General features: G+C 73.2%; 21 protein-coding genes. 10 read left to right on the plus strand and 11 right to left on the minus strand.

Annotation, left to right across the window (positions count from 1 at the left end; all coding sequences use genetic code 11):
* Nucleotides 1-3: 3 nt before the first annotated feature.
* The gene (gene dxs, locus KMZ30_RS03625) at nt 4-1,872 is read right to left on the minus strand and encodes a 1-deoxy-D-xylulose-5-phosphate synthase (RefSeq protein ID WP_215511544.1); all 1,869 of its coding nucleotides are present in this window, start codon (nt 1,870-1,872) and stop codon (nt 4-6) included.
* A gap of 200 nt (nt 1,873-2,072) precedes the next feature.
* On the opposite strand from dxs, the gene KMZ30_RS03630 reads away from it, so the two are divergent.
* Together KMZ30_RS03630 and KMZ30_RS03635 are read left to right on the plus strand one after the other, a co-directional pair.
* Complete coding sequence (locus KMZ30_RS03630; protein WP_308279556.1) at nt 2,073-2,705, plus strand: thioredoxin-like domain-containing protein; 633 nt, start codon at nt 2,073-2,075, stop codon at nt 2,703-2,705.
* Complete coding sequence (locus tag KMZ30_RS03635) at nt 2,702-3,322, plus strand: DUF305 domain-containing protein (protein WP_215511542.1); 621 nt, start codon at nt 2,702-2,704, stop codon at nt 3,320-3,322. The genes KMZ30_RS03630 and KMZ30_RS03635 overlap by 4 nt, the downstream gene beginning before the upstream one ends.
* A gap of 113 nt (nt 3,323-3,435) precedes the next feature.
* Here KMZ30_RS03635 and KMZ30_RS03640 read toward each other — a convergent pair whose 3' ends face one another.
* Nucleotides 3,436-3,894, minus strand: coding sequence for a hypothetical protein (locus KMZ30_RS03640; RefSeq protein ID WP_308279555.1), 459 nt, complete (start codon nt 3,892-3,894; stop codon nt 3,436-3,438).
* Between the two features lie 107 nt (nt 3,895-4,001).
* On the opposite strand from KMZ30_RS03640, the gene KMZ30_RS03645 reads away from it, so the two are divergent.
* Complete coding sequence (locus KMZ30_RS03645) at nt 4,002-5,711, plus strand: nitrite/sulfite reductase (RefSeq protein WP_215511541.1); 1,710 nt, start codon at nt 4,002-4,004, stop codon at nt 5,709-5,711.
* Nucleotides 5,708-6,433 carry a phosphoadenylyl-sulfate reductase gene (locus KMZ30_RS03650; RefSeq protein ID WP_215511540.1) on the plus strand — a complete coding sequence of 242 codons (726 nt, stop codon included), beginning with the start codon at nt 5,708-5,710 and terminating at the stop codon, nt 6,431-6,433. The genes KMZ30_RS03645 and KMZ30_RS03650 overlap by 4 nt, the downstream gene beginning before the upstream one ends.
* 21 nt (nt 6,434-6,454) lie before the next feature.
* Here the strand turns inward: KMZ30_RS03650 and KMZ30_RS03655 are convergent, their stop codons facing one another.
* Together KMZ30_RS03655 and KMZ30_RS03660 are read right to left on the minus strand one after the other, a co-directional pair.
* Nucleotides 6,455-7,729 (minus strand): NupC/NupG family nucleoside CNT transporter, encoded by a 1,275-nt coding sequence (locus tag KMZ30_RS03655; RefSeq protein ID WP_308279554.1) that lies wholly within the window; start codon nt 7,727-7,729, stop codon nt 6,455-6,457.
* 83 nt (nt 7,730-7,812) lie between these two features.
* Nucleotides 7,813-9,921: an amylo-alpha-1,6-glucosidase gene (locus KMZ30_RS03660; protein ID WP_215511539.1), complete on the minus strand. Its 2,109-nt coding sequence runs from the start codon at nt 9,919-9,921 to the stop codon at nt 7,813-7,815.
* Between the two features lie 92 nt (nt 9,922-10,013).
* On the opposite strand from KMZ30_RS03660, the gene KMZ30_RS03665 reads away from it, so the two are divergent.
* Genes KMZ30_RS03665 through KMZ30_RS03680 form a run of 4 tightly spaced genes read left to right on the plus strand, consistent with a single transcriptional unit; the run spans nt 10,014 to nt 14,409 of the window.
* Complete coding sequence (locus KMZ30_RS03665; RefSeq protein ID WP_215511538.1) at nt 10,014-11,033, plus strand: LacI family DNA-binding transcriptional regulator; 1,020 nt, start codon at nt 10,014-10,016, stop codon at nt 11,031-11,033.
* A gap of 39 nt (nt 11,034-11,072) precedes the next feature.
* On the plus strand, nt 11,073-12,323 hold the full coding sequence (locus KMZ30_RS03670) for an extracellular solute-binding protein (protein WP_215511537.1): 1,251 nt from the start codon (nt 11,073-11,075) through the stop codon (nt 12,321-12,323).
* Nucleotides 12,320-13,480, plus strand: a complete 1,161-nt coding sequence (locus KMZ30_RS03675) for a carbohydrate ABC transporter permease (protein ID WP_308279553.1) — start codon at nt 12,320-12,322, stop codon at nt 13,478-13,480. The genes KMZ30_RS03670 and KMZ30_RS03675 overlap by 4 nt, the downstream gene beginning before the upstream one ends.
* Nucleotides 13,477-14,409, plus strand: a complete 933-nt coding sequence (locus KMZ30_RS03680; RefSeq protein ID WP_215519856.1) for a carbohydrate ABC transporter permease — start codon at nt 13,477-13,479, stop codon at nt 14,407-14,409. The genes KMZ30_RS03675 and KMZ30_RS03680 overlap by 4 nt, the downstream gene beginning before the upstream one ends.
* Before the next feature lie 85 nt (nt 14,410-14,494).
* On the opposite strand, the gene KMZ30_RS03685 is transcribed toward KMZ30_RS03680, so the two are convergent.
* The 4 genes from KMZ30_RS03685 to KMZ30_RS03700 all read right to left on the minus strand — a co-directional run bounded on the left by KMZ30_RS03685 (nt 14,495) and on the right by KMZ30_RS03700 (nt 21,654).
* Complete coding sequence (locus tag KMZ30_RS03685) at nt 14,495-17,275, minus strand: aconitate hydratase (RefSeq protein WP_215511535.1); 2,781 nt, start codon at nt 17,273-17,275, stop codon at nt 14,495-14,497.
* Nucleotides 17,276-17,510: 235 nt separating this feature from the next.
* Nucleotides 17,511-18,356 (minus strand): alpha/beta hydrolase family protein, encoded by an 846-nt coding sequence (locus KMZ30_RS03690; protein ID WP_215511534.1) that lies wholly within the window; start codon nt 18,354-18,356, stop codon nt 17,511-17,513.
* A complete protein-coding gene (locus KMZ30_RS03695; protein WP_215511533.1) occupies nt 18,353-19,648 on the minus strand; it encodes a class I SAM-dependent RNA methyltransferase in 1,296 nt (431 codons plus the stop codon). Before KMZ30_RS03695 ends, KMZ30_RS03690 begins: the two co-directional genes overlap by 4 nt.
* Nucleotides 19,648-21,654: an APC family permease gene (locus KMZ30_RS03700; protein ID WP_372447501.1), complete on the minus strand. Its 2,007-nt coding sequence runs from the start codon at nt 21,652-21,654 to the stop codon at nt 19,648-19,650. Before KMZ30_RS03700 ends, KMZ30_RS03695 begins: the two co-directional genes overlap by 1 nt.
* A gap of 88 nt (nt 21,655-21,742) precedes the next feature.
* Here KMZ30_RS03700 and KMZ30_RS03705 point away from each other — a divergent pair, with 88 nt between their 5' ends.
* Nucleotides 21,743-22,405 (plus strand): potassium channel family protein, encoded by a 663-nt coding sequence (locus KMZ30_RS03705; protein ID WP_215511531.1) that lies wholly within the window; start codon nt 21,743-21,745, stop codon nt 22,403-22,405.
* Between the two features lie 17 nt (nt 22,406-22,422).
* Nucleotides 22,423-23,115 carry a potassium channel family protein gene (locus tag KMZ30_RS03710; RefSeq protein ID WP_207021645.1) on the plus strand — a complete coding sequence of 231 codons (693 nt, stop codon included), beginning with the start codon at nt 22,423-22,425 and terminating at the stop codon, nt 23,113-23,115.
* A gap of 27 nt (nt 23,116-23,142) precedes the next feature.
* Here KMZ30_RS03710 and KMZ30_RS03715 read toward each other — a convergent pair whose 3' ends face one another.
* The 3 genes from KMZ30_RS03715 to KMZ30_RS03725 are packed head-to-tail and all read right to left on the minus strand — an operon-like array spanning nt 23,143 to nt 24,976.
* Nucleotides 23,143-23,877 (minus strand): DUF3159 domain-containing protein, encoded by a 735-nt coding sequence (locus KMZ30_RS03715; RefSeq protein WP_215511530.1) that lies wholly within the window; start codon nt 23,875-23,877, stop codon nt 23,143-23,145.
* A complete protein-coding gene (locus KMZ30_RS03720) occupies nt 23,874-24,233 on the minus strand; it encodes an OB-fold nucleic acid binding domain-containing protein (RefSeq protein ID WP_030528994.1) in 360 nt (119 codons plus the stop codon). Before KMZ30_RS03720 ends, KMZ30_RS03715 begins: the two co-directional genes overlap by 4 nt.
* Nucleotides 24,233-24,976 carry a DUF3710 domain-containing protein gene (locus tag KMZ30_RS03725; protein ID WP_215511529.1) on the minus strand — a complete coding sequence of 248 codons (744 nt, stop codon included), beginning with the start codon at nt 24,974-24,976 and terminating at the stop codon, nt 24,233-24,235. Before KMZ30_RS03725 ends, KMZ30_RS03720 begins: the two co-directional genes overlap by 1 nt.
* Nucleotides 24,977-24,999 lie beyond the last annotated feature (23 nt).

Here is a 24,999-nt window from a genome sequence, read left to right on the forward strand (position 1 = left end):
CGCTCAGGCCAGGCGCTCGCGCAGGGCAGAGGCGACGGCGTCCGGCGTCAGCCCGACCGCGTCGAGGACCCGTCCGCGGGAGGCGTGGTCGAGGAAGCGCTTGGGCAGGCCGAAGGTGTCGACGGGCAGCCCGAGGCCGGCGTCGCGCAGCGCCTGGACGACCTGCGTGCCGATGCCCCCGACGACGACGTTGTCCTCGACGACGGCCACGCGCCCGGCGGCGCCGGCGAGCGACGCGAGGGCCGCCGGCACGGGCAGCGCCCACACGGGGTCGACGACGCGCACCCGGTGCCCCTCGGCGGCCAGCTTCTCGGCCGCTGCGAGCGCGGTGGCGACCATCGAGCCGATGCCGACGAGCAGCAGGTCGACGTCACCGTCGTCCGGCTCGGACAGGACGTCGACGCCGTCGACGGTCCGTACGGCGGTCAGGGGCTCCCCCACCGTGCCCTTCGGGAAGCGGACGACCGACGGCGCGTCGGCGATGTCGACGGCCTCGCGGACGGCGCGGGCCACCTGCTGGCCGTCGCGCGGCGCGGCCAGGTGCAGGCCGGGCACGACGCCGGAGATCGTCATGTCCCACATGCCGTGGTGCGAGGCCCCGTCAGGCCCGGTGACGCCCGAGCGGTCGAGGACGACGGTGACGCCGGCCTTGTGCAGTGCGGCGTCCATGAGCAGCTGGTCGAACGCGCGGTTGAGGAAGGTCGCGTAGACGGCGACGACCGGGTGCAGCCCCGAGAAGGCGAGGCCGGCGGCCATCGTCAGGGCGTGCTGCTCGGCGATGCCGACGTCGAAGGTGCGCTCGGGGAAGCGCTCGCAGAACGGCTGCAGCCCGACGGGCATCATCATCGCCGCGGTGAGCGCGACGACGTCGGGCCGCTCCTCGCCGATCTGCACCATCGTGTCGGAGAACTCGTCGGTCCAGGAGCGGCCGGCGATCTCGAGGGGCAGGCCGGTCTCGGGGTTGATGACGCCGACGGCGTGGAACTGGTCGGCCTCGTCGGAGACGGCGGGGTCGTAGCCGCGCCCCTTCTGGGTGATGACGTGGACGAGCACCGGCCCGCCGAACGCCTTGGCCTTGCGCAGCGCCGCCTCGACGGCCGGCTCGTCGTGGCCGTCGATCGGGCCGACGTACTTGAGGCCGAGGTCCTCGAACATCCCCTGCGGGGCGACGATGTCCTTGATGCCCTTCTTGACGCCGTGCAGCGTCTCGTACATCGCGCCGCCGACGACCGGGGTGCGCGAGACGTTGCGCTTGCCCCAGTCGAGGAACCGCTCGTAGCCGCGGGTCGTGCGCAGCGTCGAGAGGTGGTCGGCGAGGCCGCCGCGGGTCGGGGCGTAGGAGCGCTCGTTGTCGTTGACGACGATGACGAGCGGCAGGTCCTGCTCGGCCGCGATGTTGTTGATGGCCTCCCACGCCATCCCACCGGTCAGCGCACCGTCGCCGATGACCGCGACGGTGTGCCGGTTGCGCTCGCCGCGCACGACGCGGCCGGCGGCGATGCCGTGCGCCCACGACAGGGAGGTCGACGCGTGCGAGTTCTCGACGACGTCGTGCGGCGACTCGGCGCGGCTCGGGTAGCCGGACAGGCCCCCCTCGGTGCGCAGGCCGGAGAAGTCGTGGCGGCCGGTGAGCAGCTTGTGGACGTAGGACTGGTGCCCGGTGTCGAGGACGACCGCGTCGTGCGGGCTGTCGAACACCCGGTGGATGGCGATGGTCAGCTCGACGACACCGAGGTTGGGGCCCAGGTGGCCGCCGGTGCGCGAGACCTGCTCGACGAGGAAGGTGCGGATCTCCGCGGCGAGCTCGGGCAGCCGGTCCGCGGGGATCGCCTTGAGGTCGCGGGGGCCGGCGATCCGTTCCAGCAGGCTCACGCGCCTACCTCCTCGTCCTGTCCTCGGGGTCCGGGTATCCCGACGAGTCTAGGTGCTGTGGTCGCGGCGTCCGGCACCCCGGGGCGGGGTGGGAAGGATCTCCACGAGACCTCCACGAACCGGGAACTCACCGCTCGCGCAGGACGCTGGAGATGGTTGAACCGTCCACCACCCGGTGGGCCCGACCCAGGAGGCTCCCTGTGCCCTCGTCGTCCCGCGCCCGCGCCCTCGCCGAGGTGCAGAAGACCCAGCGCGCCAAGGAGCGACGCTCCCGCCTGCTCGTCGTGGGCGGTGTCTCGCTGCTCGTCCTCGCCATCGTCGCGACGGTGGGCGTGACGATCTGGCGCGACACCTCCTCGCGCCCCACCCTCGACGCCGTCAAGAGCTACGACGACGTCAGCGCCAACCACGTGACGACCCCGGTCACCTACGCGCAGACCCCGCCCGTCGGTGGCGACCACAACCCGGTCTGGCTCAACTGCGGCGTCTACCCGCAGCCGGTGCCGAACGAGCTGGCCGTGCACTCCCTCGAGCACGGCGCCGTCTGGGTCACCTACCGCTCGGACCTGCCCGCGGCGCAGGTGCAGACGCTCGTCGACCGCGTGCCGGACACGTACATGGTCGTCTCCCCCGTCGACGGGCTGCGCGCGCCGGTCGTCGCGTCCGCGTGGGGGAAGCAGCTCGACCTGACCGGCGTCGACGACGCCCGCCTCGACGAGTTCGTCCGTGAGTACCGGCAGGGCCCGCAGACGCCCGAGCCGGGCGCGGCGTGCACCGGCGGCAGCGACGGCACCCTCCCGCAGACCGGCGCCGGCGACCAGCCGACCTCGTGACGACCGCCGCCCGCCCGCGCGGGGTCCTCGTCCTCGTCGCGGTCCTCGCCCTCCTCGTCGGCGTCGGCGTCGGCGGCACGATCGCGGTCGGCCGCCTGGCCTCGACGTCCGAGGTCACCGACTTCGGCGCGGACGCGGGGTTCGCCCGCGACATGCAGACCCACCACCTCCAGGCCGTCGAGATGGCCTTCGCGGTGCGCGACGACACCGACGACGAGGCCGTCCGCACGCTCGCCTTCGACATCATCACGAGCCAGCAGCAGCAGGCCGGCCAGATGTACGGCTGGCTCGTCCAGTGGGGCCTGCCGCAGACGGCCTCCCGCGCCCCGATGGCGTGGGTCGGCGGCGAGCACGCCGCCCACGGCGCCTCCGGCGACGGGATGCCGGGGATGGCGACGCCCGCGCAGCTCGACGAGCTGCGCGCCGCCCGCGGGGTCGAGGCCGAGCGGCTCTTCCTCCGGCTGATGATCGCCCACCACGAGGGCGGGGTGCAGATGGCCGACGCCGCGCTCGCCGACGCCCGCACCGACGAGGTGCGCACCCTCGCCGGCGCCATCCGCCGCGCGCAGACGGCCGAGATCACCCTGATGGAGCAGATGCTCGCCGAGCGCTCCTAGAGGCGCGAGCATCCGCGTCGTCACAGTGATGACGCGGAAGTCCTTCCTGGACGCGGATACATCCGTGTCCCGCGCCAACAACCGCGTCGCCCCGGTGACGACCCGGCCCGTGGTCAGAGGCGGGGGACGAACTCGAGGCCGCGCAGCCCGTCGAGCACCAGCCCCGCCGCGCGCCGGGCGGCGACGAGCCGCACCCCCTCGCACTCGAGGTCGGCGAGCACCTGGGTGACCCCCTCGGGGCCGATGTCGTCGACGAGCGCGACCCGCACCTCGCGGTAGGAGGAGCGCATCGCGTCGAGCTGCGCGTCGAGGTGGCGCACGGCGAGCCAGGCGAGCGCCACGGGGTGGCGCCGCCACGCCGGGTAGAGCCGGTAGTCCGGCGGGCAGTGGTCGAGCAGCCAGGCGACCGCCCGCTGCTCCCAGCCGTGCGTGCCCGGCGGCGGGACGCCCTGCGGCCAGCCCGGCGGCCCGCCCGCACCGGTGGCCCCGGCACCCGAGCGCTGGCGCACGGGCGCGGCCGGGGTGCCGGCCCGCAGCGGAGGCCCACCACCCGGAGCCGCGTCGTCGAACACGTGTTCGATCATACCGATGGCGACCACATGGTGGACCCGGGTGGCGACGATAATGGGGTGTTATACCTTGGACAACGAAACGTGATCACCCCCTGCGTGAGGACCTCATGACCACCACCGACTCCACCCCGTCGCGCGCCCTGCGCCCGCCCCGCACCGGGCGGTCCAACGGGCAGTGGGCCGTCGACGGCCGCGAGCCGCTCAACGCCAACGAGGTGTGGAAGCAGGAGGAGGGCGGCCTGTCGGTGCGCGAGCGCATCGAGACCGTCTACAGCCGCGACGGCTTCGGCTCCATCCCGCCGGAGGACCTCGCCGGCCGCTTCCGCTGGTGGGGCCTGTACACCCAGCGCCGCCCCGGCATCGACGGCGGCCGCACGGCGCAGCTGTCCGACACCGAGCTCTCCGACGAGTACTTCATGCTCCGGATCCGGCTCGACGGCGGGGCCCTGACCCTGCCCCAGCTGCGCGTCGTCGCCGGGATCTCGCAGGAGTTCGCCCGCGGCACGGCCGACATCAGCGACCGGCAGAACATCCAGTACCACTGGATCCGGGTCGAGGACGTGCCCGAGATCTGGCGCCGCCTCGAGGCCGTCGGTCTCCAGACGACCGAGGCGTGCGGCGACACCCCGCGCGTCGTCCTCGGCAGCCCGCTCGCCGGCATCGCCGCGGACGAGGTCATCGACCCGACGCCGGTCATCGACGAGATCGTCTCCCGCTTCGTCGGGGACCCCGACCTCGCCAACCTGCCGCGCAAGTTCAAGTCGGCGGTCACGGGCCACCCGAGCCTCGACGTCGTCCACGAGATCAACGACATCTCCCTCGTCGGGGTCGTCCACCCCGAGCTCGGCGCCGGCTACGACCTCTGGGTCGGCGGCGGGCTCTCGACCGCGCCCCGGCTGGCCGAGCGCCTCGGCGTGTTCGTCACGCAGGAGCAGGCCGCCGACGTGTGGTTCGGCGTCATCCGGATCTTCCGCGACCACGGCTACCGCCGGCTGCGCACCAAGGCGCGCCTGAAGTTCCTTCTCGCCGAGTGGGGCGCGGCCGAGTTCCGCCGCGTCCTCGAGGAGGACTACCTCGGGTACGCCCTCCCGGACGGACCTCCCCCGCCCACGCCGACGACGCCCGGCGACCACGTCGGCGTCCACCTCCAGAAGGACGGCAACCACTACGTCGGCGCCGCCCCGGTCGTCGGCCGGGTCAGCGGCGACGTCCTCGCCGGGCTCGCGGACCTCATGGAGGCCGCCGGCACCGACCGTGTCCGCCTCACGCCGCACCAGAAGCTCGTCGTCCTCGACGTCGCCCCGGAACGACTGGACGCGTTCGTCGCCGGCCTCGAGGAGCTCGGGCTCTCGGTGTCCCCCAGCCCGTTCCGCCGCAACACGATGGCCTGCACGGGCATCGAGTACTGCAAGCTCGCCATCGTCGAGACCAAGGCGACGGCGGCCACCGCCGTCGCGACGCTCGAGCAGCGCCTCGCCGACGTCACGGCGTCGCTCGACACCCCCATCACGCTCAACGTCAACGGCTGCCCCAACTCGTGCGCCCGCATCCAGGTCGCCGACATCGGCCTCAAGGGCCAGCTGGTCACCGTCGATGGCGAGCAGCTGCCCGGCTTCCAGGTGCACCTCGGCGGCGGTCTCGCCTCGGCCGACCGCGACGAGGCCGGACTCGGCCGCACCGTCCGCGGCCTCAAGGTGACCGCCGACGACCTGCCCGACCTCGTCGAGCGCCTGGTCCGTCGCTTCCTCGCCCAGCGCGAGGGCAGCGAGTCGTTCTCGTCCTGGGTCCACCGGGTCGACGAGGAGGAGCTCCGATGACCGCGACCGCCCGCACCTCCACCCGCCGCGACCCCGGCGCCCTGCGCGCCATCGCCGCGTCCGGGGCGCGCGAGCTCGGCCCCGACGCCGCGGCCGACGACGTCGTCGCCTGGGCCGTCGAGGCGTTCGGCGAGGGCCTGGCCGTCGCGAGCAGCATGCAGGACGCAGTCCTCCCCCACCTCGTCTCGCAGCACCTGCCGGGCGTCGACGTCCTCTTCGGTGACACCGGCTACCACTTCGCCGAGACGTACGACACCCGCGACCGCGTGGCCGCCGAGCTGGACGTCACCGTCGTCGACGTCCGCCCGCGGCTGTCCGTCACCCAGCAGGACATCCGCGTCGGCCCCCGCCTGTTCGAGCGCGACCCCGCCGAGTGCTGCCGCCTGCGCAAGGTCGAGCCGCTGCGCGCGGCCCTGGCCGACTACGAGTGCTGGGCCACCGGCGTCCGTCGCGCCGACGGCCCGACGCGGGCCACCACGCCCGTCGTGACCTTCGACGAGACGTTCGGGCTGGTCAAGGTCAACCCGCTGGCCACGTGGAGCGGCGACGACGTGACGACCTACGCCTTCGAGCACGGTGTGCCGGTCAACCTGCTCCTCGCGGACGGCTACCCGTCGATCGGCTGCGCCCCGTGCACCCAGCGCGTCGAGGCCGGCGCCGACGAGCGCTCCGGGCGCTGGGTCGGGTTCGGCAAGACCGAGTGCGGGCTGCACCCGGCCTGAGCCGGTCCTTCGTTCGCGCGCTCAGGCGAGGAGCATCCCGGCGATCGCCGCGCTCATGAGGTTCGCCAGCGTCGCCGCCGCGATCGAGCGCACGCCGTAGGTCGCGATCTCGGACCGGCGGTTCGGGGCCATCCCGCCGAGGCCGCCGAGGAGGATGGCGAGCGAGCCGAGGTTGGCGAAGCCGGTGAGGGCGAACGTGACGATGGCCTTGGTCTTCGCGCTGAACTCGTCGGCGACCGGGCCGAAGTTGCTGAAGGCGACGAACTCGTTGACGACCGTCTTCTGCCCGACGAAGCTGCCGGCGCGCACCGCCTCGTCCCACGGCACGCCGACGAGGAACATCACCGGTGCGAAGAGCCAGCCGAGCAGCCGCTCGAAGGTGAGGTCGGGCTGCCCGAACCACCCGCCGACGGCGCCGAGCAGCAGGTTGACCAGGGCGATGAGCGAGATGAACGCGAGGAGCATCGCGCCGATGTTGGCGGCCAGCTTGAGCCCCTGCGCGGCGCCGTTGGCCGCCGCGTCGATGACGTTGACGTGCTCCTCCTCCTCGGGCTCGGCGGCCTCCTCCGGGGCGTCCTCGTCGTCGGCGACCCCGCCGCCCCCGGCCGCGACCCGCACCGGCACACCGTCGGCGTCGACCTCCTGGCTCTCGGGCACGACGATCTTGGCCATGAGCAGCGCGCCGGGCGCCGCCATGAACGCGGCGGCGATCAGCTGGTCGAGCTCCGCGCCGAGCAGCGCGTACCCGACGAGGACCGAGCCGGCGACGGTCGCGAGCCCGCCCGTCATCACGGCGAAGAGGCTGGAGGTCGAGATCCGCGGCAGGTAGGGCCGGATGACGAGCGGCGCCTCGGTCTGGCCGAGGAAGACGTTCGTCGCGGCGTTGACCGACTCGGCGCGCGAGGTCCCGAGCAGGACGTGCAGCCCCGAGCCGAGCACGCGCACGACGCGCTGGAGGACCTTCCAGTGGTACAGCACGGACGTCAGCGCCGCGAAGAAGACGATGACCGGCAGCACCTGCAGCGCGAAGACCACCCCGTCCTCGGGCACGAGCGAGCCGAAGAGGAAGGCGATGCCCTCCTTCGAGGAGTCGATGACCGCCTGCACCGCCCGGGTCGCCGCGTCGAGGGCAGCGCGACCCGGCGGGACGTAGAGGACGAGGACCCCGAAGAGCACCTGCAGGCCGAGGGCCGCCGCCACGGTCCGCGGGCGGATGGCCCGGCGGTCGGTCGAGATGGCCACGGCGGCCAGCAGGAGGGCGGCCATCCCGCCGAGTCCCCAGAGCACGTCGAGCACGGTCGGTCCTTCCGTCGTGCCGGGCAGGACCTGTCCCCCGCCGCGGCCGGACGGTCACGCTAACAAGAGGGCCTGCGAGCCGGTCAGCCCACCTCGACGTCGATGCCGTCGGGCGCGCGCACCGCACGCACCTGGCCCTCGGCGTCGACCTCGACCTCCAGGAGCCCGTCGCCGAGGCGCAGCCCCCGCACGTGCAGCGCCCCGAACGGCGCGTCCGGGAGGGGCGAGAGGTGCAGCCGGCCGGCCGGCACGTCGGCGCGCAGGCCGAGGACCGTCGTCACGAGCGCGCCGGCGCTCGCCGCCGCCCACGCCTGCGGGCGGCAGCTCGCCGGGTAGGGCGCGGGACGGCCGAGCAAAGGGTCCGCGCCGTAGAGCTCGGGCCAGCGGTAGCCGCTCGCGGCGGACACGTCGACGAGGGCCCGGGCCACCCGGGCTGCGGTGTCGCGGAACCCGGCTCGCGCGAGGCCCAGACCGCAGATCGCGGTGTCGTGGGTCCACACCGAGCCGGTGTGGTACCCGATCGGGTTGAACGCCGGGTTGCTCCGGGCGAGGGTCGAGATGCCGAGCGGGCCGAGCAGGTCGGGGCTCGCGAGGGCCGCCGCGACCCGGGCCTCGCCCGCCGCACCGAGCGTGCCGGTGCCGAGGACGTGGCCGATGTTGCTGCCGAGGCCGTCGACGGGCGCGCCCCGGCCGTCCAGGGCCATCGCGAGCACCCGTCGGCCGCCGGTGTCGGACCAGAACGACGCCTCGACGCGGCCCGCGAGGGCCTCGGCCCAGGCGCGCCAGCGGCCGCCGTCGGCGCCGAGCACCTGCTCGAGCAGGTCGGCCGCGGCGCGGGCCGCCTCGACGGCGTAGGCCTGGGTCTCGACGAGGGCGATCGGGCCCTCGGCGATGCGCCCGGCGGCGTCGCGCATCGAGTCGCCGGAGTCCTTCCAGCCCTGGTTGGCCAGGCCGGTCCCCGTCTCGTCGAGGTAGCGCAGGAAGCCGTCGGGGCTGCCGTCGGCCGCGCGCTCCATCCAGCCGAGCGCCGCGCGCAGGGCGGGCTCGAGCTCGCGGACGACCGCGGCGTCCATGCCCCACCGCCAGGCGTCGTGGAGCAGGCAGACCCAGAGCGGGGTCGCGTCGACGGTGCCGTAGTAGGTCGTCGGCAGCACCATGCCGCCCTCGCTGCCGAACGCGGTGCGCCGGATCTCGTGCGGGATCTTGCCGGGCGCCTCGGCGGTGACGGGGTCGTCGTGCCGCCCCTGGCGCCGGGCGAGCGCGCGGAGCGTGCCGCGGGCGAGGTCGGTGCCGAACGGGAGCGAGAGCCGGGCGGCCCACACCGCGTCGCGCCCGAAGAGGGTGAGGTACCACGGGGTGCCGGCGCCGGCGAAGACGTCGGCGGGCGCGAGCGGGTCGCGCATCGCGAGGTGGCGCAGGTCCTCGAGCCCGTCCTCGACGGTGCGCGAGAACCGGGCGTCGACGGCGTCGACGTGGACGAGATCGAAGCCGAGCGCGTCGGACCCGGCGTCGGCGTCGAAGGCCGTGGCCGCGAGGCGCCGGGCGGTGACCTCCGCGACGACGGTCCGGGTTCCCGCCGACGGGACCTCGAGCGACCACCGCAGGGACGCGTCGGCACCGTCGGCCGACACCTGCGCGCCCTCGGCGCGGACGGTCACCGCGTGCCGCTCGTCGGACCACGAGGCGACCTCGTTGGACACGGCGACCGGCAGCGGACGCGGCTGTGCCACACCGTGCTTGATGTCGTGCAGGTCGGCGCCGTCGCCGGCGACCAGCAGCTCGACGACGCAACGCACGGGCTCGGCCGAGCGGTTGCGGACCTCAACGGACTCGGTGAGGCCGTCGTCCGTGAGCACGCGGTGCCGGGCGACCTCGACGGTGGGGTCGGGTCCGGGGTCACCGAGGTGGCGGGCGACGGCGAGGGTCTCGGTGGTGCCGCCGCGGCTCGCCGCGACGACCGGGGTCGGGGCGCGTCCGTCGACCCGCAGCACGAGCCGGTGCACGACGCGTCGGTCGTCGACGAGCAGGCCGGTGGCCTCGCCGCCCTCGCACCCGGCGTCGACGTCGCCGCTGCGCGCGGCCAGGCAGGTCACCGGCCCCCGGACCGCCACCTCGAGCTCGTGGAGCCACGGCTGGCGCGAGCGCTCGGGGTCGACGGCGGCCTCTTGACTTCCGGTGTCAGGTCGATGCACAGTGACGACCCTATCCATTTGATCGTTCAAATCAACCGCCGTGCGGATCGTTTGAACGTTCACAGGCGCAGGACCCTCGACGAGGAGGACCGATGACCCCGCAGCCCGGCGACGGAGACCGCGTGACCATCCACGACGTCGCGCGGGCCGCCGGCGTGTCGCGCCAGACGGTGAGCAACGCGGTCAACAACCCCGAGCGGGTCCGCCCCGACACCCTCGAGCGGGTGCGCGCCGCCATCGACGAGCTCGGCTACCGCGCCTCCAGCTCCGCCCAGTCGCTGCGCAGCAGGCGCGCGGGCGCCGTCGGCATCGAGCTGCACACCCTCGGCGCCCACAACGCCACCACCGCCCCCGTGCTCACCGCCCTGAGCATCGGCGCCGCCCGCCACGGCTGCCACATCGTGCCGTTCGGCTCGCAGTCCGGGCACCCGATGCTCGAGGGCTACCGCTCGATGTGGGCCGGCCGGCTCGTCGACGCCTTCGTCCTCGCGGAGACCCACCACGGGGACCCGCGCCCGCCGTGGCTCGAGGAGCAGGGCATCCCCTACGCCACCTTCGGCCGGGTCTGGGACGACCCGACGTTCACCCGCTGGGTCGACGTCGACGGCGGCGCCGGCACCGAGGACGCCGTCCGGCACTGCCGCGACCAGGGCTACGAGCGCGTGGCGTTCCTCGGCTGGCCGGCGGGCTCGGTCGTCGGTGACGACCGGCGCCGGGGCTGGGCCCGGGCCTGCGCCGACGCCGGCGGCGTCGCCGGCCCGGACGCCGTGGCCGAGCAGGACCTCGACGACGCCACGGCGGCGGCCACCGCGCTGCTCGAGCACCTCTCCCCCGGCGACGCGGTCGTCTGCGCCTCCGACGTCCTCGCCCTCGGCGTCCACCACGCCCTCGTCCGCCGCGGCCTCGAGCCCGGTCGCGACGTCGGCGTCGTCGGCTTCGACGGCTCCGAGACGGCGACGATGCACCACCTCACCTCGGTCGCGCAGCCCTTCGAGGCCATCGCCGAGACCTGCCTCGACCTCGTGAGCGCCGCCCTCGAGGGTTCTCCCCCGCCGGAGCACGGCTCGCTGCTCCGGCCGACCCTGACCACCGCCCGCAGCACCCGGGCCTGACCCGGCCACCCCGCGCACCACCCCGACGAAGGAGTCACGATGACGCGCACGACCCGTAGCACCGCCCTGGTCCTGGCCCTCACCGGCGCCCTGGCCCTGTCCGCCTGCGGCGGAGGAGGATTCGAGGAGGAGGGTGCATCCAGCGCACCGGCGTCGGCCAGCGGGCCGGTGGACCTGACGATGCTCATCGCGTCCTCCGGCGACGCCGAGACCAACGCCGTCAAGGCGGCGGCCGACGCCTGGGCGCAGAAGTCCGGCAACAAGGTCACCGTCACGGTCGCCAGCGACATGAACCAGCAGCTCGCCCAGGGCTTCGCCAGCGGCAAGCCCGCCGACGTCTTCTACATGGACGCCTCGCGCTTCGCCGACTACGCGAAGAACGGCAGCCTCTACCCGTACGCGGACCAGCTCTCCGACAACAGCGACTTCTACGAGTCGCTGCGCCAGACCTTCACGTACGAGGGCAAGCAGTACTGCGCACCCAAGGACTTCTCGACCCTCGCCCTCGAGATCAACACGGACTCGTGGGAGAAGGCCGGCCTGACCGACGCCGACGTCCCGACGACGTGGGACCAGCTCGAGGCCGTCTCGAAGAAGCTGACCACGAAGGACCAGGTCGGCCTGGGCATCGGGGTCGGCATCGACCGCCTCGGCGCGTTCGTCGTCCAGAACGGCGGCTGGTGGCTGTCCGAGGACGGCAAGAGCGCGTCCGCGAACACCCCGGCGGTCACCGACGCCCTGGAGTACGTCCAGCGCAACGTCGAGGCCGGGAACTTCAAGATGTCCAACCAGCTCGACTCCGGGTGGGGCGGTGAGGCGTTCGGTACCGGCAAGGCCGCGATGACGATCGAAGGCAACTGGATCAAGGGCGCCGTCAAGAACGACTACCCCGACCTGAAGTACACGACCGTCGAGCTGCCGGCGGGCCCGGCGGGCAAGGGCACGCTCCAGTTCACCCAGTGCTGGGGCGTCGCGTCCGACTCCAAGGCCCAGGCCCAGGCCGTCGACCTCGTGAAGTCGCTGACGACGGTCGACCAGCAGATGGCCTTCGCCGACGCGTTCGGGGTCATGCCGAGCCGCCAGTCGGCCGCCGACCAGTACAAGAGCAAGTTCCCCGAGGACGCCCCCTTCATCGCCGGCGGTGAGTACGGCCACGGCCCGATCAACGCCCCCGGCATGGAGCAGGTCGTCGCCGACCTCAACTCCAAGCTCGAGAGCTTCGGCAACGCCAACCTGCCGCAGGTCCTCGAGAGCTTCGACACCAACGCCGGCTCCGCGCTCGGACAGTGAGCACCGCCGACACGGTCACCGAGCGCGGCACGGCCGCGGGGACCGGCTCCGGCCGGGCCCCGCGGCGCCGCCGCCGCGGTGACGGACAGCGTCAGTCCACCGCGGGGTGGCTGTTCGTCACCCCCACGCTCGTCGTCCTCGGGCTCTTCCTCGTCATCCCGATCCTCATGGCGATCTGGGTGTCCTTCACGGACTGGACGGGTCGCGGGAGCCCGTTCTCGTCCCGCGTCGGCTTCGTCGGCACCGAGAACTACCAGGCGCTCCTCACCGAGCAGGGGCTGTCGCGGCAGGACTTCATGATCTCGCTGCGCAACACCTTCTACTACGTCGTGGGCGTCGTCCCGCTCCAGACGTTCCTCGCGCTCGGCCTGGCCGTCATCGTCAACCAGCGCTTCCTCAAGGGCCGCACGTTCTTCCGGACGGCCTTCTACTTCCCCTCGGTCGTGTCGTCCGTCGCGATCTCGCTGGTGTTCCTCTTCCTCTTCACCGGGACGGGCGCCGTCAACCAGTTCCTCGGGATCTTCGGCATCGACGGCCCGACGTGGTTCTCCGACCCCAGAGGGCTGATCCACCTCGCGGGGCAGGGCCTGGGGCTGTGGAGCCTGGACTCCCCGCCCGGGGCGCTCGCCGACACGCAGGTGATGAGCCTGTCGCTCTGGGACTGGTTCAGCGGCCCCTCGGTGGCCCTCTCGGCGATCATGCTCCAGGTCGTCTGGACCACGGCCGGCACGTTCATGCTCATGTTCCTCGCGGCCCTGCAGGACCTGCCGACGGAGGTCGAGGAGGCCGCGCTCGTCGACGGCGCCAACCGCTGGCAGCGGTTCCGGGCCGTCACCCTGCCGCACCTGCGCCCGACCGTGCTGCTCGTCGTCACCCTCGGGGTCATCGGCACCTGGCAGGTGTTCGACCAGATGTACGTCATGACGCAGGGCGGCCCCGCGAAGACGACGCTGACGCCGGCGTACCTGTCGTACACCGCCGCGTTCGGGCAGCAGCAGTGGGGCCAGGGCGCCGCGATGGCGTTCCTGCTCTTCGTCCTCATCTTCGTGCTCACGACGTTCCAGCGGTTCGTCCTGCGCGACAAGGACGAGGCGGCCGCGAAGAAGGCCCGGCGCGCCCAGCAGCGCGCGGCGAAGAAGAAGGAGGCGACGGCATGAGGGACACCTTCTCCACGGACACCGTCGATCCGCGGACCCGGTCCGAGGCGACATCGACGCTCGGGACGAAGCCGGCGGGTGACGGCGGGGCCGTGGTGCACCGCTCCGGCCGCGGCAAGCGGCTTGCGGTCTACCTCGCGCTCGTCGCGTTCTCGGTCGTCTACATCTACCCGTTCGTCGTCCAGGTCTCGACCTCGCTCAAGACCAACGGCGACGCGGTGGCCAACCCCCTCGGGATCGTCCCGGACCCACTGACGACCGCGGCGTTCCAGCGGCTCGCCGAGACCGACTTCCCGCTGTGGTTCACGAACTCCGTCATCGTCACCGTGTGCGTGACGATCGGTCGGGTGTTCTTCAACTCGCTCGCCGGGTACGCCCTCGCGCGGCTGAAGTTCCGTGGCCGGGACGCCGTGTTCACGGCGATCCTCGCCGTGCTCGCGGTGCCGGGGATCGTGCTGCTCATCCCGAAGTTCCTCGTGCTCAACTACCTCGGGATCTACAACACCTACCCGGCGCTCATCGTCCCGCTGCTCGTCGACGCCGCCGGCGTGTTCATCATGAAGCAGTTCTTCGAGTCGATCCCGCCGTCGGTCGAGGAAGCGGCGCGCATCGACGGCGCCGGCACCTTCCGCATCTTCTGGTCGGTCGTCCTCCCGATGGCCCGCCCGGCGGTCATCACCCTGACGATCCTGTCCTTCCAGGGATCGTGGACCGAGCTGGCGCACTTCATCATCGCGACGAACGACCCGAACCTCTTCACGCTCACCCGTGGCGTCGGCCAGCTGACCTCCGGCGGCCTGGGCTCGGGCAACCAGTACCCCATCTCGATGGCGGCCGCGCTGCTCATGACCATCCCGTCGGCGATCATCTTCGCGGTGTTCCAGCGCTACTTCACCCAGGGCGCGAACGCGGGCGCCGAGAAGGGCTGAGACCCCTCGCGGCGAGCCCGCGAGGAGACGAGCGCGCCGCCCCGGTCGGTGAGGTCCGGGGCGGCGCGTTCGGGTGTCGCGTGCGTCAGCGCACGAGGCTCCGCAGCACGTACTGGAGGATGCCGCCGTTGCGGTAGTAGTCCGCCTCGCCGGGGGTGTCGATGCGCACGACCGCGTCGAACGAGGTCTCCGTGCCGTCCTCGGCGGTCGCGACGACCGAGACCGTGCGCGGCGTCGTGCCGTCGTTGAGCGCCTCGATCCCGGTGACCGAGAACGTCTCCGTGCCCGTCAGGCCCAGCGACTCGGCGTTCTCGCCCTGCGGGTACTGCAGCGGCAGGACGCCCATTCCGATGAGGTTCGAGCGGTGGATGCGCTCGTAGGACTCGGCGACGACGGCCTTGACGCCGAGCAGCGCGGTGCCCTTGGCGGCCCAGTCGCGCGAGGACCCGGAGCCGTACTCCTTGCCCGCGAGGACGACGAGCGGCACCCCGGCCTCCTGGTAGGCGGCCGACGCGTCGTAGATCGACGTCTGCTCGCCGCCGGCGAGGAAGTTGCGGGTGAAGCCGCCCTCGACGCCGTCGAGCAGCTGGTTGCGCAGGCGGATGTTCGCGAAGGTGCCGCGGATCATCACCTCGTGGTTGCCGCGCCGCGAGCCGTAGGAGTTGAAGTCCTTGCGCTCGATGCCGTGCTCGGCGAGGTAGCGGCCCGCGGGGCTGTCGCCCTTGATCGAGCCGGCCGGGCTGATGTGGTCGGTCGTCACCGAGTCGCCGAGCTTGGCGAGCACGCGCGCCCCGGTGATGTCGGTGACCGGCGAGGGCTCCATCTGCATGCCCTCGAAGTACGGGGGCTTGCGGACGTAGGTCGAGTCGGCGTCCCAGGCGAAGGTGTCACCCTCGGGCGTCGGCAGCGAGCGCCAGCGCTCGTCGCCGGCGAAGACGTCGGCGTAGTCCTGCTCGAACAGGTCGCGGGTGATGGCGCCGCGGATCGTGTCCTCGACGTCGGCCGGGGCCGGCCACAGGTCGCGCAGGAAGACGTCGGTGCCGTCGGCGTCCTGGCCGAGGGCGTCGGACTCGAAGTCGAAGTCCATCGTCCCGGCGAGGGCGTAGGCGATGACGAGCGGCGGGCTCGCGAGGTAGTTCATCTTGACGTCCGGGTTGATCCGGCCCTCGAAGTTGCGGTTGCCCGAGAGCACCGCCGTGACGGCGAGGTCGTTCTCCTGGATGGCCGCCGAGATCTCCTCGTCGAGCGGGCCGGAGTTGCCGATGCACGTCGCGCAGCCGTAGCCGACGAGGTGGAAGCCGAGCTTCTCGAGGTAGGGCCACAGGCGCGCGGCCTCGTAGTAGCCCGTGACGACCTTGGAGCCGGGCGCCATCGAGGTCTTGACCCACGGCTTCGCGGTGAGCCCGCGCTCGACCGCGTTCTTCGCGAGGAGCGCGGCCGCGATCATGACCGACGGGTTCGAGGTGTTCGTGCACGAGGTGATCGAGGCGATCGAGACGATGCCGTGGTCGATCTCGAAGCTCGTGCCGTCCGAGAGCGTGACCGGGACGCGACGGCTCGGGCGGCCGCTCGGGGTGCCCTCGTGGGCCGGCGGCTCGCCGCCGTTCTGCCCGTCGGGGCTGCCCTGCGGGGTCGGGTCGGACGCCGGGAAGGACGAGGCCTCGCCGTCGGAGCCCTCCTCGTGCGCGACGTAGGTCGGCAGGACCTCGCGGAAGGCGCTCTTGGCCTGGGTCAGCTCGATGCGGTCCTGGGGACGCTTCGGGCCGGCGATCGAGGGGACGACCGTCGTGAGGTCGAGCTCGAGCTTCTCGGAGAAGCGCGGCTCGGCGGCCGGGTCGAGCCAGAGGCCCTGCTCCTTGGCGTACGCCTCGACGAGGGCGACGTCGTCCTCGGCGCGGCCGGTGAGGCGCAGGTACTCGAGCGTGACGTCGTCGATCGGGAAGATCGCGCAGGTGGAGCCGAACTCGGGGCTCATGTTGCCGATCGTCGCGCGGTTGGCGAGCGGGAGGGCCGTGACGCCGGCGCCGTAGAACTCGACGAACTTGCCAACGACACCGTGCTTGCGCAGCAGGTCGGTGATCGTGAGGACGACGTCCGTCGCGGTGACGCCGGGGTTCATCTCGCCGGTCAGCTTGAAGCCGACGACGCGCGGGATGAGCATCGAGACGGGCTGGCCGAGCATCGCGGCCTCGGCCTCGATGCCGCCGACGCCCCAGCCGAGGACGCCGAGGCCGTTGACCATCGTCGTGTGGCTGTCGGTGCCGACGCAGGTGTCGGGGTAGGCGACGCCGTCGCGGACCATGACCGTGCGGGCCAGGTGCTCGATGTTGACCTGGTGGACGATGCCGGTCCCCGGGGGGACGACCTTGAAGTCGTCGAACGCCGTCTGACCCCAGCGGAGGAACTTGTAGCGCTCGCCGTTGCGCTGGTACTCGATCTCGACGTTGCGCTCGAAGGCGTCGGCGCGGCCGAAGACGTCGATCTGGACGGAGTGGTCGATGACGAGCTCGGCCGGGGCGAGCGGGTTGATCTTCGAGGCGTCGCCGCCGAGGTCCTTCATCGCCTCGCGCATCGTCGCGAGGTCGACGACGCAGGGCACCCCGGTGAAGTCCTGCATGATGACGCGGGCCGGGGTGAACTGGATCTCGGTGTCGGGCTGGGCGTTCTCGTCCCAGCCGCCGAGCGCGCGGATGTGGTCCGCGGTGATGTTGGCGCCGTCCTCGGTCCGCAGGAGGTTCTCGAGGAGGACCTTGAGGCTGTACGGGAGGGACTCGCTGCCCTCGACCGTCGACAGCCGGTAGATCTCGTAGGACTTCTCGCCCACCTCGAGCGTGCCGTGGGCGTCGAAGCTGTTCGTGCTGGCCACCGGGTCTCCTTCCGGGTCGTTGCGTCGTCGCACGGACCCGCTATTTATCTTGACGTCAAGATATCTAACCACACCGGGTCGGTGGCGTCGAGCCTATGCCCGCCCACCGGGTGTCGCGCGGCCTCGCGTGGGAGCTTCCGCGTCATCACGGTGACGACGCGGAAAGCTGCCCGGGCCGCGGATGCATCCCCGTCCCGAAAGCCTTTCCCCGCCATCACGGTGACGGCGGGGTTGCTCAGAGGCCGTCGAGCACGGCCACCGTGCGGGCCCAGGCGTCCGAGCCGGTGTCGACCTGGTCGAGGTGGTCGCCGGGCACCTCGACCAGCGTGGCCGCTCCCCCGGTCGCGAGGGCGGCGCGGACGTACGCCTGCGACTGGGCGATCGGGACCGTGCCGTCGTCCGGGCCGTGGACGCACCAGACCGGTGCCTCGACGGGTACGAGCGCGACCGGGTCGGCCCAGGCGTAGGCCTCCGGCCGCTCCTGCGGCGAGCCGCCGAGGAAGCCCGGCACCGCTCCCCCGCCGAGGTCCTCGTCGGCGGCGGTCCGCAGGTCGAGGACGCCGGCCTGTGACACGACGTGCGTCGGGACGACCTGCGCCCCGCGCCAGCGCTCGAGCCGCCGCCGGGCCGCCGACCAGACGGCGAGCTGGCCGCCCGCGGAGTGGCCGAGCGTGACGACCGGACCGTCGGCGAGACCCCGGTCGGCGAGGAGGTCGAGCGCGGCCGAGACGTCGTCGAGGGTCGCGGGCACGCCGCCGCCGTCGCCGACGCGGCGGTACTCGACCGCCAGCGCCGTCCAGCCCCGCCGCACGAGGTCGGCGGCCAGGGGGCGGGCGAGGGAGATGTCGTACTCAGCGAGCCAGAACCCGCCGTGGAGCACGACGACGACACCGCGCGAGCGACTGGTCGGCCGCGTGAGTTCCGCGAACTGGGCCTCGTGCGGGCCGTACGTGATGCGCTCCGGCGCCGGCCCCTCCGGAGCGTCGTCGCCGCCGGTCGTGGACGCCGAGCAGCCCGCCGCGAGGAACGGCACCCCGAGCGCCGCCGTGACGACGACGCGCCGGCCCGGTCGAGCCGTCACGCCGTCGAGGGCTCGAAGATCGCGACGCACTCGACGTGGTGGGTCATCGGGAAGGCGTCGAAGGCCCGCAGCGAGACGAGCCGGTAGCCGCGGGCGAGCAGGGCCGCGGTGTCGCGCGCCAGCGCCGCGGGGTCGCAGGCGACGTAGGCGACCGCCCGGGGCGCGAGGTCGGCGACGGCCCCCACGACCGCGGGGCCGGCACCGGTGCGCGGCGGGTCGAGGACGACGACGTCGGCCCGCTGTGGCAGCAGCGGCGAGCGCGCCGGCCGACGACCGCGCCCGCGCGGCGCGCCCCGGCGACGGTCCGTTCGGGCCAGGCCGAAGGCGTCGTCGACCCGGGCCCCGACGACGGCGACGTTGCCCGCGGCCCCCAGGTCCTCGCTCGCCCGGGCGACGGCGTCGCGGTCGGCCTCGACCGCGACGACCTGACCGTCCGGGCCGACCGCCTCGGACAGCGCGGCGGCGAACAGCCCGACGCCGCAGTACAGGTCGAGCGCCCGCTCGCCCGGGCGGACCCGCAGCCCGTCGAAAACCGCGGCGAGGAAGGTCGTGGCGGCGCCGGGGTGCACCTGCCAGAAGCCCCGGGCCGAGACGGAGAAGTCGTGCACGAACCCCGGGCGGTCGTCGGTGGCCGGCACCTCGACCCGCTCGACGACGTCCGGCACGGGGCCGCCCGGCACCTCGACGGCCACGGGCGCCCCGACCGAGGGCGCGACGACATCGACGAGCTCGGCGCCGGGCCAGGTGCGCTCCGTCACGCGCAGGGCGTCGACCCCGGGGGCGGCGATGCGGCAGTGGTCGACCGGCACGACCTCGTGCGAGCGGTGCCGGCGCAGGCCCGCCCGGCCCTCGGCGTCGACGGCGAACTCGACGCGCGTGCGCCAGTCCAGCCCGCCGTCGTCCCCCGGCACGGGCTCGACGTCGACCTCGACCTCGAGCCCGGCGAGGCGGCGCATCTGCTCGCGGACGACGCCGGCCTTGAGCCGGCGCTGCGCGCCGAGCGCGACGTGCTGGAGGTCGCAGCCGCCGCAGCGCCCCGGACCGCTCCACGGGCACGGCGGCGCGACGCGGTCCGGGGAGGCGTCGAGCACCTCGACCGCGTCGGCGCGCACGAACCGCCCGCCGGAGCCGGTCTCGGTCACCCGCGCGCGCACCCGCTCACCGGGCAGCGTGTGGCGGACGAAGAGGACCTGGCCGTCGGCGCGGGCGATCGAGTGCCCGCCGTGGGCGAAGGCCGTGACCTCGACCTCGACCTCGTCGCCGACCGCGAGCCCCTCGGGGTGCTCCGCCATCACTCGCCGCGGCGGACGTCGCCCGCCACCGGCCCGTCCATCCGGTCCTCGGCGCCCTCGGACGACGCGAGCTGCCACGGCACCGACGACACCATGACCCCGGGCGTGAAGAGCAGCCGGGTGCGCAGTCGCAGGGCGCTCTGGTTGTGGAGGATCTGCTCCCACCAGTGCCCGACGACGTACTGCGGGATGTAGACGACGACGATGTCGCGCGGGTTGTCGGTGCGGATCGACTTGACGTAGTCGAGCACCGGGCGGGTGATCTCGCGGTACGGGCTGTCGAGGGCCTTGAGCGGCACGGGGATGTCGCGCCGGTCCCACTCCTGCTGCAGGCCCTTGGTCTCGTCCGGGTCGACCGAGACGGTGATCGCCTCGAGCACCGAGGGACGGGTCGCCCGGGCGTAGGCCAGCGCGCGCAGCGTCGGCTTGTGGATCTTCGCGACGAGGACGATGGCGTGGACGCGCGACGGGAGCATCTGCGCCTTGGTGTCGCGCTCCTCGACGCTCAGCTCGTCGCGGACGTGGTCGTAGTGCTTGCGGATCGCGAGCATGAGGAAGAACAGGACCGCCATCGCCGCGATCGCGTACCCCGCGCCGTGCGTGAACTTCGTCGCGAGCACGACGAGGAGGACGGTGCCGGACATCGCCGCGCCGACGCCGTTGATGACACGGCTGCGCATCATCCGGGCCCGGGACGCGGGGTCCTTCTCGACGCGCAGGTACCGGTTCCAGTGCCGGACCATCCCGATCTGCGAGAGCGTGAACGACACGAACACGCCGACGATGTACAGCTGGATGAGCCGGGTGACGTCGGCGTTGAAGACGACGACGAGGGCGGCCGCCGCGCCGGCGAGGATGAGGATGCCGTTGGAGAACGCGAGGCGGTCGCCGCGGGTGTGCAGCTGGCGCGGCAGGAAGCCGTCGCGCGCGAGGATCGAGCCGAGCACCGGGAAGCCGTTGAAGGCCGTGTTCGCGGCGAGCACGAGGATGAGGCCGGTGACGATCGAGACGATCACCACGCCGAGGTGGAAGTCGGAGAAGACGGCCTTGGACACCTGGCCCATGACCGTGTCCTGGACGTAGTCGTCGCCGACCGGCACGCCGTCGCGCAGCAGCTGGTTGGCCTCGTCGTCGGCGTAGTGGACGCCCGTCCAGGCGGCCAGCGTGATCATCGACATGAGCATCGTCACCGAGACGACGCCCATGAGGAGCAGGGTCGTCGCGGCGTTGCGGCTCTTGGGCTTCTTGAAGGCCGGCACGCCGTTCGAGATGGCCTCGACGCCGGTGAGCGCGGCACAGCCGGACGAGAACGCGCGCAGCAGGAGGAAGGCCATCGCGACGGTGCCGAGCTCCTCGAAGCCGCTCTCGGCGCGCAGCGTCAGCGACGCGCTCTCGGCCAGCGGCAGGTCGCCGGAGACCTTGCGGAAGAAGCCGAACGCGGCCATGCCGAGGACGCTCGCCATGAAGAGGTAGGTGGGGATGGCGAACGCCGTCCCGGACTCGCGCACCCCGCGGAGGTTCATCGCGGTCAGCGCGACGATGATGAGCACCGCCACGACCGCCTCGTGCCCCCGGACGAAGCCGAAGGCCGCCGCGGCGTTCTGCACGCCCGACGACACCGACACCGCGACCGTCAGGACGTAGTCGACGAGCAGCGCGCTCGCCACCGTCAGGCCGGCACGCGGCCCGAGGTTGACGCTCGCCACCTCGTAGTCGCCGCCACCGCTGGGGTAGGCGTGGACGTTCTGCCGGTAGCTCATGATGACGATCGCCATGACGAAGACGACGACGAGCGCGATCTTCCACGACTGGGTCAGCGCGAGCGTGCCGCCCGCGAGCCCGAGGGTGAGCAGGATCTCGTCGGGGGCGTAGGCCACCGACGACAGTGCGTCGCTCGCGAAGACCGGCAGGGCGAGCTTCTTCGGCAGCAGCGTCTCTCCGAGACGGTCACTGCGCATCGCCCGCCCGAGGATGACGCGCTTGACGAGACGTCCGGGTGTTGACACGAGGACAACTGTAGGCAGAAGCGCACGTGGCGCGTGCACGTCCCGGACTGCGGTCCGTCGGCTGCGGGCGCGTAGTAGCGTCCCTGTCGTGCACTTCGTGATCATGGGCTGCGGCCGTGTCGGCGCCTCCCTCGCCCGGGCCCTCGAACGCGCCGGCCACGAGGTCGCCGTCGTCGACCAGGACGAGAGCGCCTTCCGGCGCCTCGGGACCTCCTTCGAGGGGCGCACGGTCACCGGCGTCGGCTTCGACCGCGACACGCTGCGGGCCGCTGGCATCGAGGACGCCTACGCGTTCGCCGCGGTCTCCAGCGGTGACAACTCCAACATCCTCGCCGCCCGCGTGGCCCGCGAGAAGTTCGGCGTCGAGAACGTCGTCGCCCGCATCTACGACCCCGGCCGCGCCGAGATCTACCAGCGCCTCGGCATCCCCACCGTCGCCACCGTCAAGTGGACGAGCGACCAGATGCTCCGCCGCCTGCTCCCCCAGGGCCACGTCCCCGAGTTCACCGACCCGTCGGGGCACGTCGTCATCGCCGAGATCCCGGTGGCGGCGTCGTGGATCGGCCGCCGCTACACCGAGGTCGAGACGGCCACCGAGGGCCGGCTGGCCTACGTGACCCGGCTCGGCGACGGGTTCATCCCCGGCGCCGACACCGTGTACCAGGAGGGCGACCTCGTGCACCTCGCCCTGCTCCGCGAGCACCTCGCGACCGCCGAGCGCGTCCTCGACGCGCCGCCCCCCTCCCACTGACCCCGAAAGGCTCCTCCATGCGCGTCGTCATCGCCGGGGCGGGCTCCGTCGGGCGGTCCATCGCCCGCGAGCTCATCCGCAACGGCCACTCGGTGCTCCTCGTCGACCGCGAGGCCGACGGCGAGCGGGTGTCCAAGGTCCCGGACGCCAGCTGGCTGCAGGCCGACGCCTGCGAGATCGACACCCTCTCCGAGGCCGGCCTCGCCGAGTGCGACGTCGTCGTGGCCGCGACCGGTGACGACAAGGTCAACCTCGTGCTGTCGCTGCTCGCCAAGACCGAGTTCGGCGTGCCCCGCACCGTGGCCCGCGTCAACAACCCCAAGAACGAGTGGATGTTCGACGAGGCCTGGGGCGTCGACGTCGCCGTCTCGACCCCGCGCCTGATGACCGCGCTCGTCGAGGAGGCCGTGAGCGTCGGCGACCTCGTGCGCATCTTCGAGTTCCAGCAGGGCCGGGCGATGATGGTCGAGATGACCCTGCCGCTCGGCAGCCCCTACGCCGGGGCCCGCGTCGGGGACGTGCCCTTCCCCGCCGACACCGTGCTCACCGGCATCATCCGCGACGGGCACCCCATCGCCCCGAGCCGCGACGACGCCCTCGAGCCGCTCGACGAGCTCCTCTTCGTCACGACCCCGGAGGCCGAGTCGGACCTCGAGTCGCTGCTCTCCCCCGGCCGTCGCCAGAAGCGCGAGGACGACGAGGAGGCCTGAGCCGCAGGCCGGTCGGGCGGCGCCGGGTCAGGCGTCGCGGCCGGTCAGCGGCTCGTCGGCGTCGTCGCTCGCGTCGGCGTCGTCAGCGGCGGCGGGCCCACGCCCGGGCTCGAGCGGCGTGTGTCCGGAGACGAGCAGCCAGCCCATGACGGCGATGCCGGCCACCCACAGCGGCCAGCCGAGCGCGACCTTGGCGACGCCGAGCAGCGTGACCCGCTCGTCGAGGTAGAGCGGCACCATGACCGCGACCCGGACGACGTACATCGCGACGAGCACCCACGTGAGCCGGATGCAGACGCGGACCATCCCGGCGTCGCGGCGCCAGCCGAACGGGTCCTCGGCGGCCCGCGGGTCGCCGGCGCCGACGATGAAGCCGACCGCGGGCCAGCGGGTGACGATGGAGACCAGCGTCGCGACGAGGAAGCCGACGCTCGTGAGGATGCCGGGCAGGAACGCGTCCTGCGCCTCCCCGGAGCGCAGCGCGAAGAACGCGGCGATCGCCGTGGCGAACACCGCCCCGCCGACGTGCTGCAGGGACGAGCGCTGGACGAGCCGGAGCACCGCGAGGACGAGGGCCACCGCGACCGCGGCGACGGCGGCGACCTTGACGTCGTGGTCGCTCACCGACCAGGCCACGACGAAGACGAGGGTCGGCAGCGCCGTCTCGACCGACCCGCGCCACCCGCCGAGCGCCACCGAGAGGCGGTGGCGGATCAGCGCCTCGACGGTCTCGGCCGCGGGCGCCGGGTGGGCCGCGCTCACTGCTTCGGGAGGATCTCGTAGGCGGGGTTGAAGATCGTCTGCACCCCGCGGACCGTCGTGACCCGGCCGCGGGCCCGCACGAACGTCCCGGGCTCGATGCCGCCGATGGAGCGCCGGCCCACCCACACGAGGTTGACCGCGCCCTTGCCGTCCCACACCTCGGCGACGAGGGCGGGCACGCTGCGGCGCGGGGGCAGCGTCACGGCGCGGACCGAGCCGCACACGCACGCGGAGAAGCGGGGGGCCAGGGCCGACAGGTCGTCGCCGCCCTCGGAGGCCGACTGCTGCTGCAGCTCGTCGGCGTCCTGCTCCAGCGGCGTGCGCGAGAGGTCGCGCAGGCGCTCGCGGAGGGTCATCAGCGCACCTCGGTGATCTCGGGCCCGCGCTCGAAGGGGTCGAGCGTCGCGGGGCCGTCGTCGTCGGGCTCGTCAGCGGTCGCCGCCGGCTCGTCCTGGGGCAGGCGCAGCGGCAGGAGCTCGCGCGGGGCCATCGGGTCGGTGCCGCGGACGACGACGAGCTCGCGGAGCAGCTCGAGCAGCGGCTCGGCCGCCTCGTCGTCGATGGCCGCGCGCCCGGACAGGACGCCGCGCAGGAACCAGCGGGGGCCGTCGACGCCGACGAAGGTCGCCGGGGCGAAGACGGTGCGCCCGTCCGGGCCGGCCGACGGCAGGCGCGTCCGCAGCCGCGTCCCGAGGTCGCTCGGGACCTCCTCGACGGTGCCGCCCTGCCGCTCGACGGACATCGCGATCTCACGGCGGATGTCGGCCCACAGGCCCTCGGTGCGCGGCGCCGCGAAGGCCTGCACCTGGAGGGCGGACTCGCCGAACACCGCCGTCGCCGCGTTGACGACCTGCGTCTCCTGCTCGACCTCGAGGCGCAGCTCCATCCCGGGGACGCCGCGCACCCAGAGGGCGCCGAGGTCGAGGCGGCCGTCGCGCCCGTCGACCTCGCTGACGTCGTAGGGGCCGCTCGACCGGTCGGCCGCGTCGGTCTCCGGCGCGACGTCGGTGACCTCGTCCTCGACGGTGGTGGCGTCCTCGACCTCCGGCGCGGACGCCGGCTCGGTCTCGGTGCGCTTGCTCCTGCGGAAGATGCTCACGGCGGTGGTCCTCGAAACGTGTG

Source organism: Phycicoccus mangrovi (genome assembly GCF_018729305.1).
In the GTDB taxonomy this organism is placed as follows: Bacteria; Actinomycetota; Actinomycetes; order Actinomycetales; family Dermatophilaceae; genus Phycicoccus; species Phycicoccus jejuensis.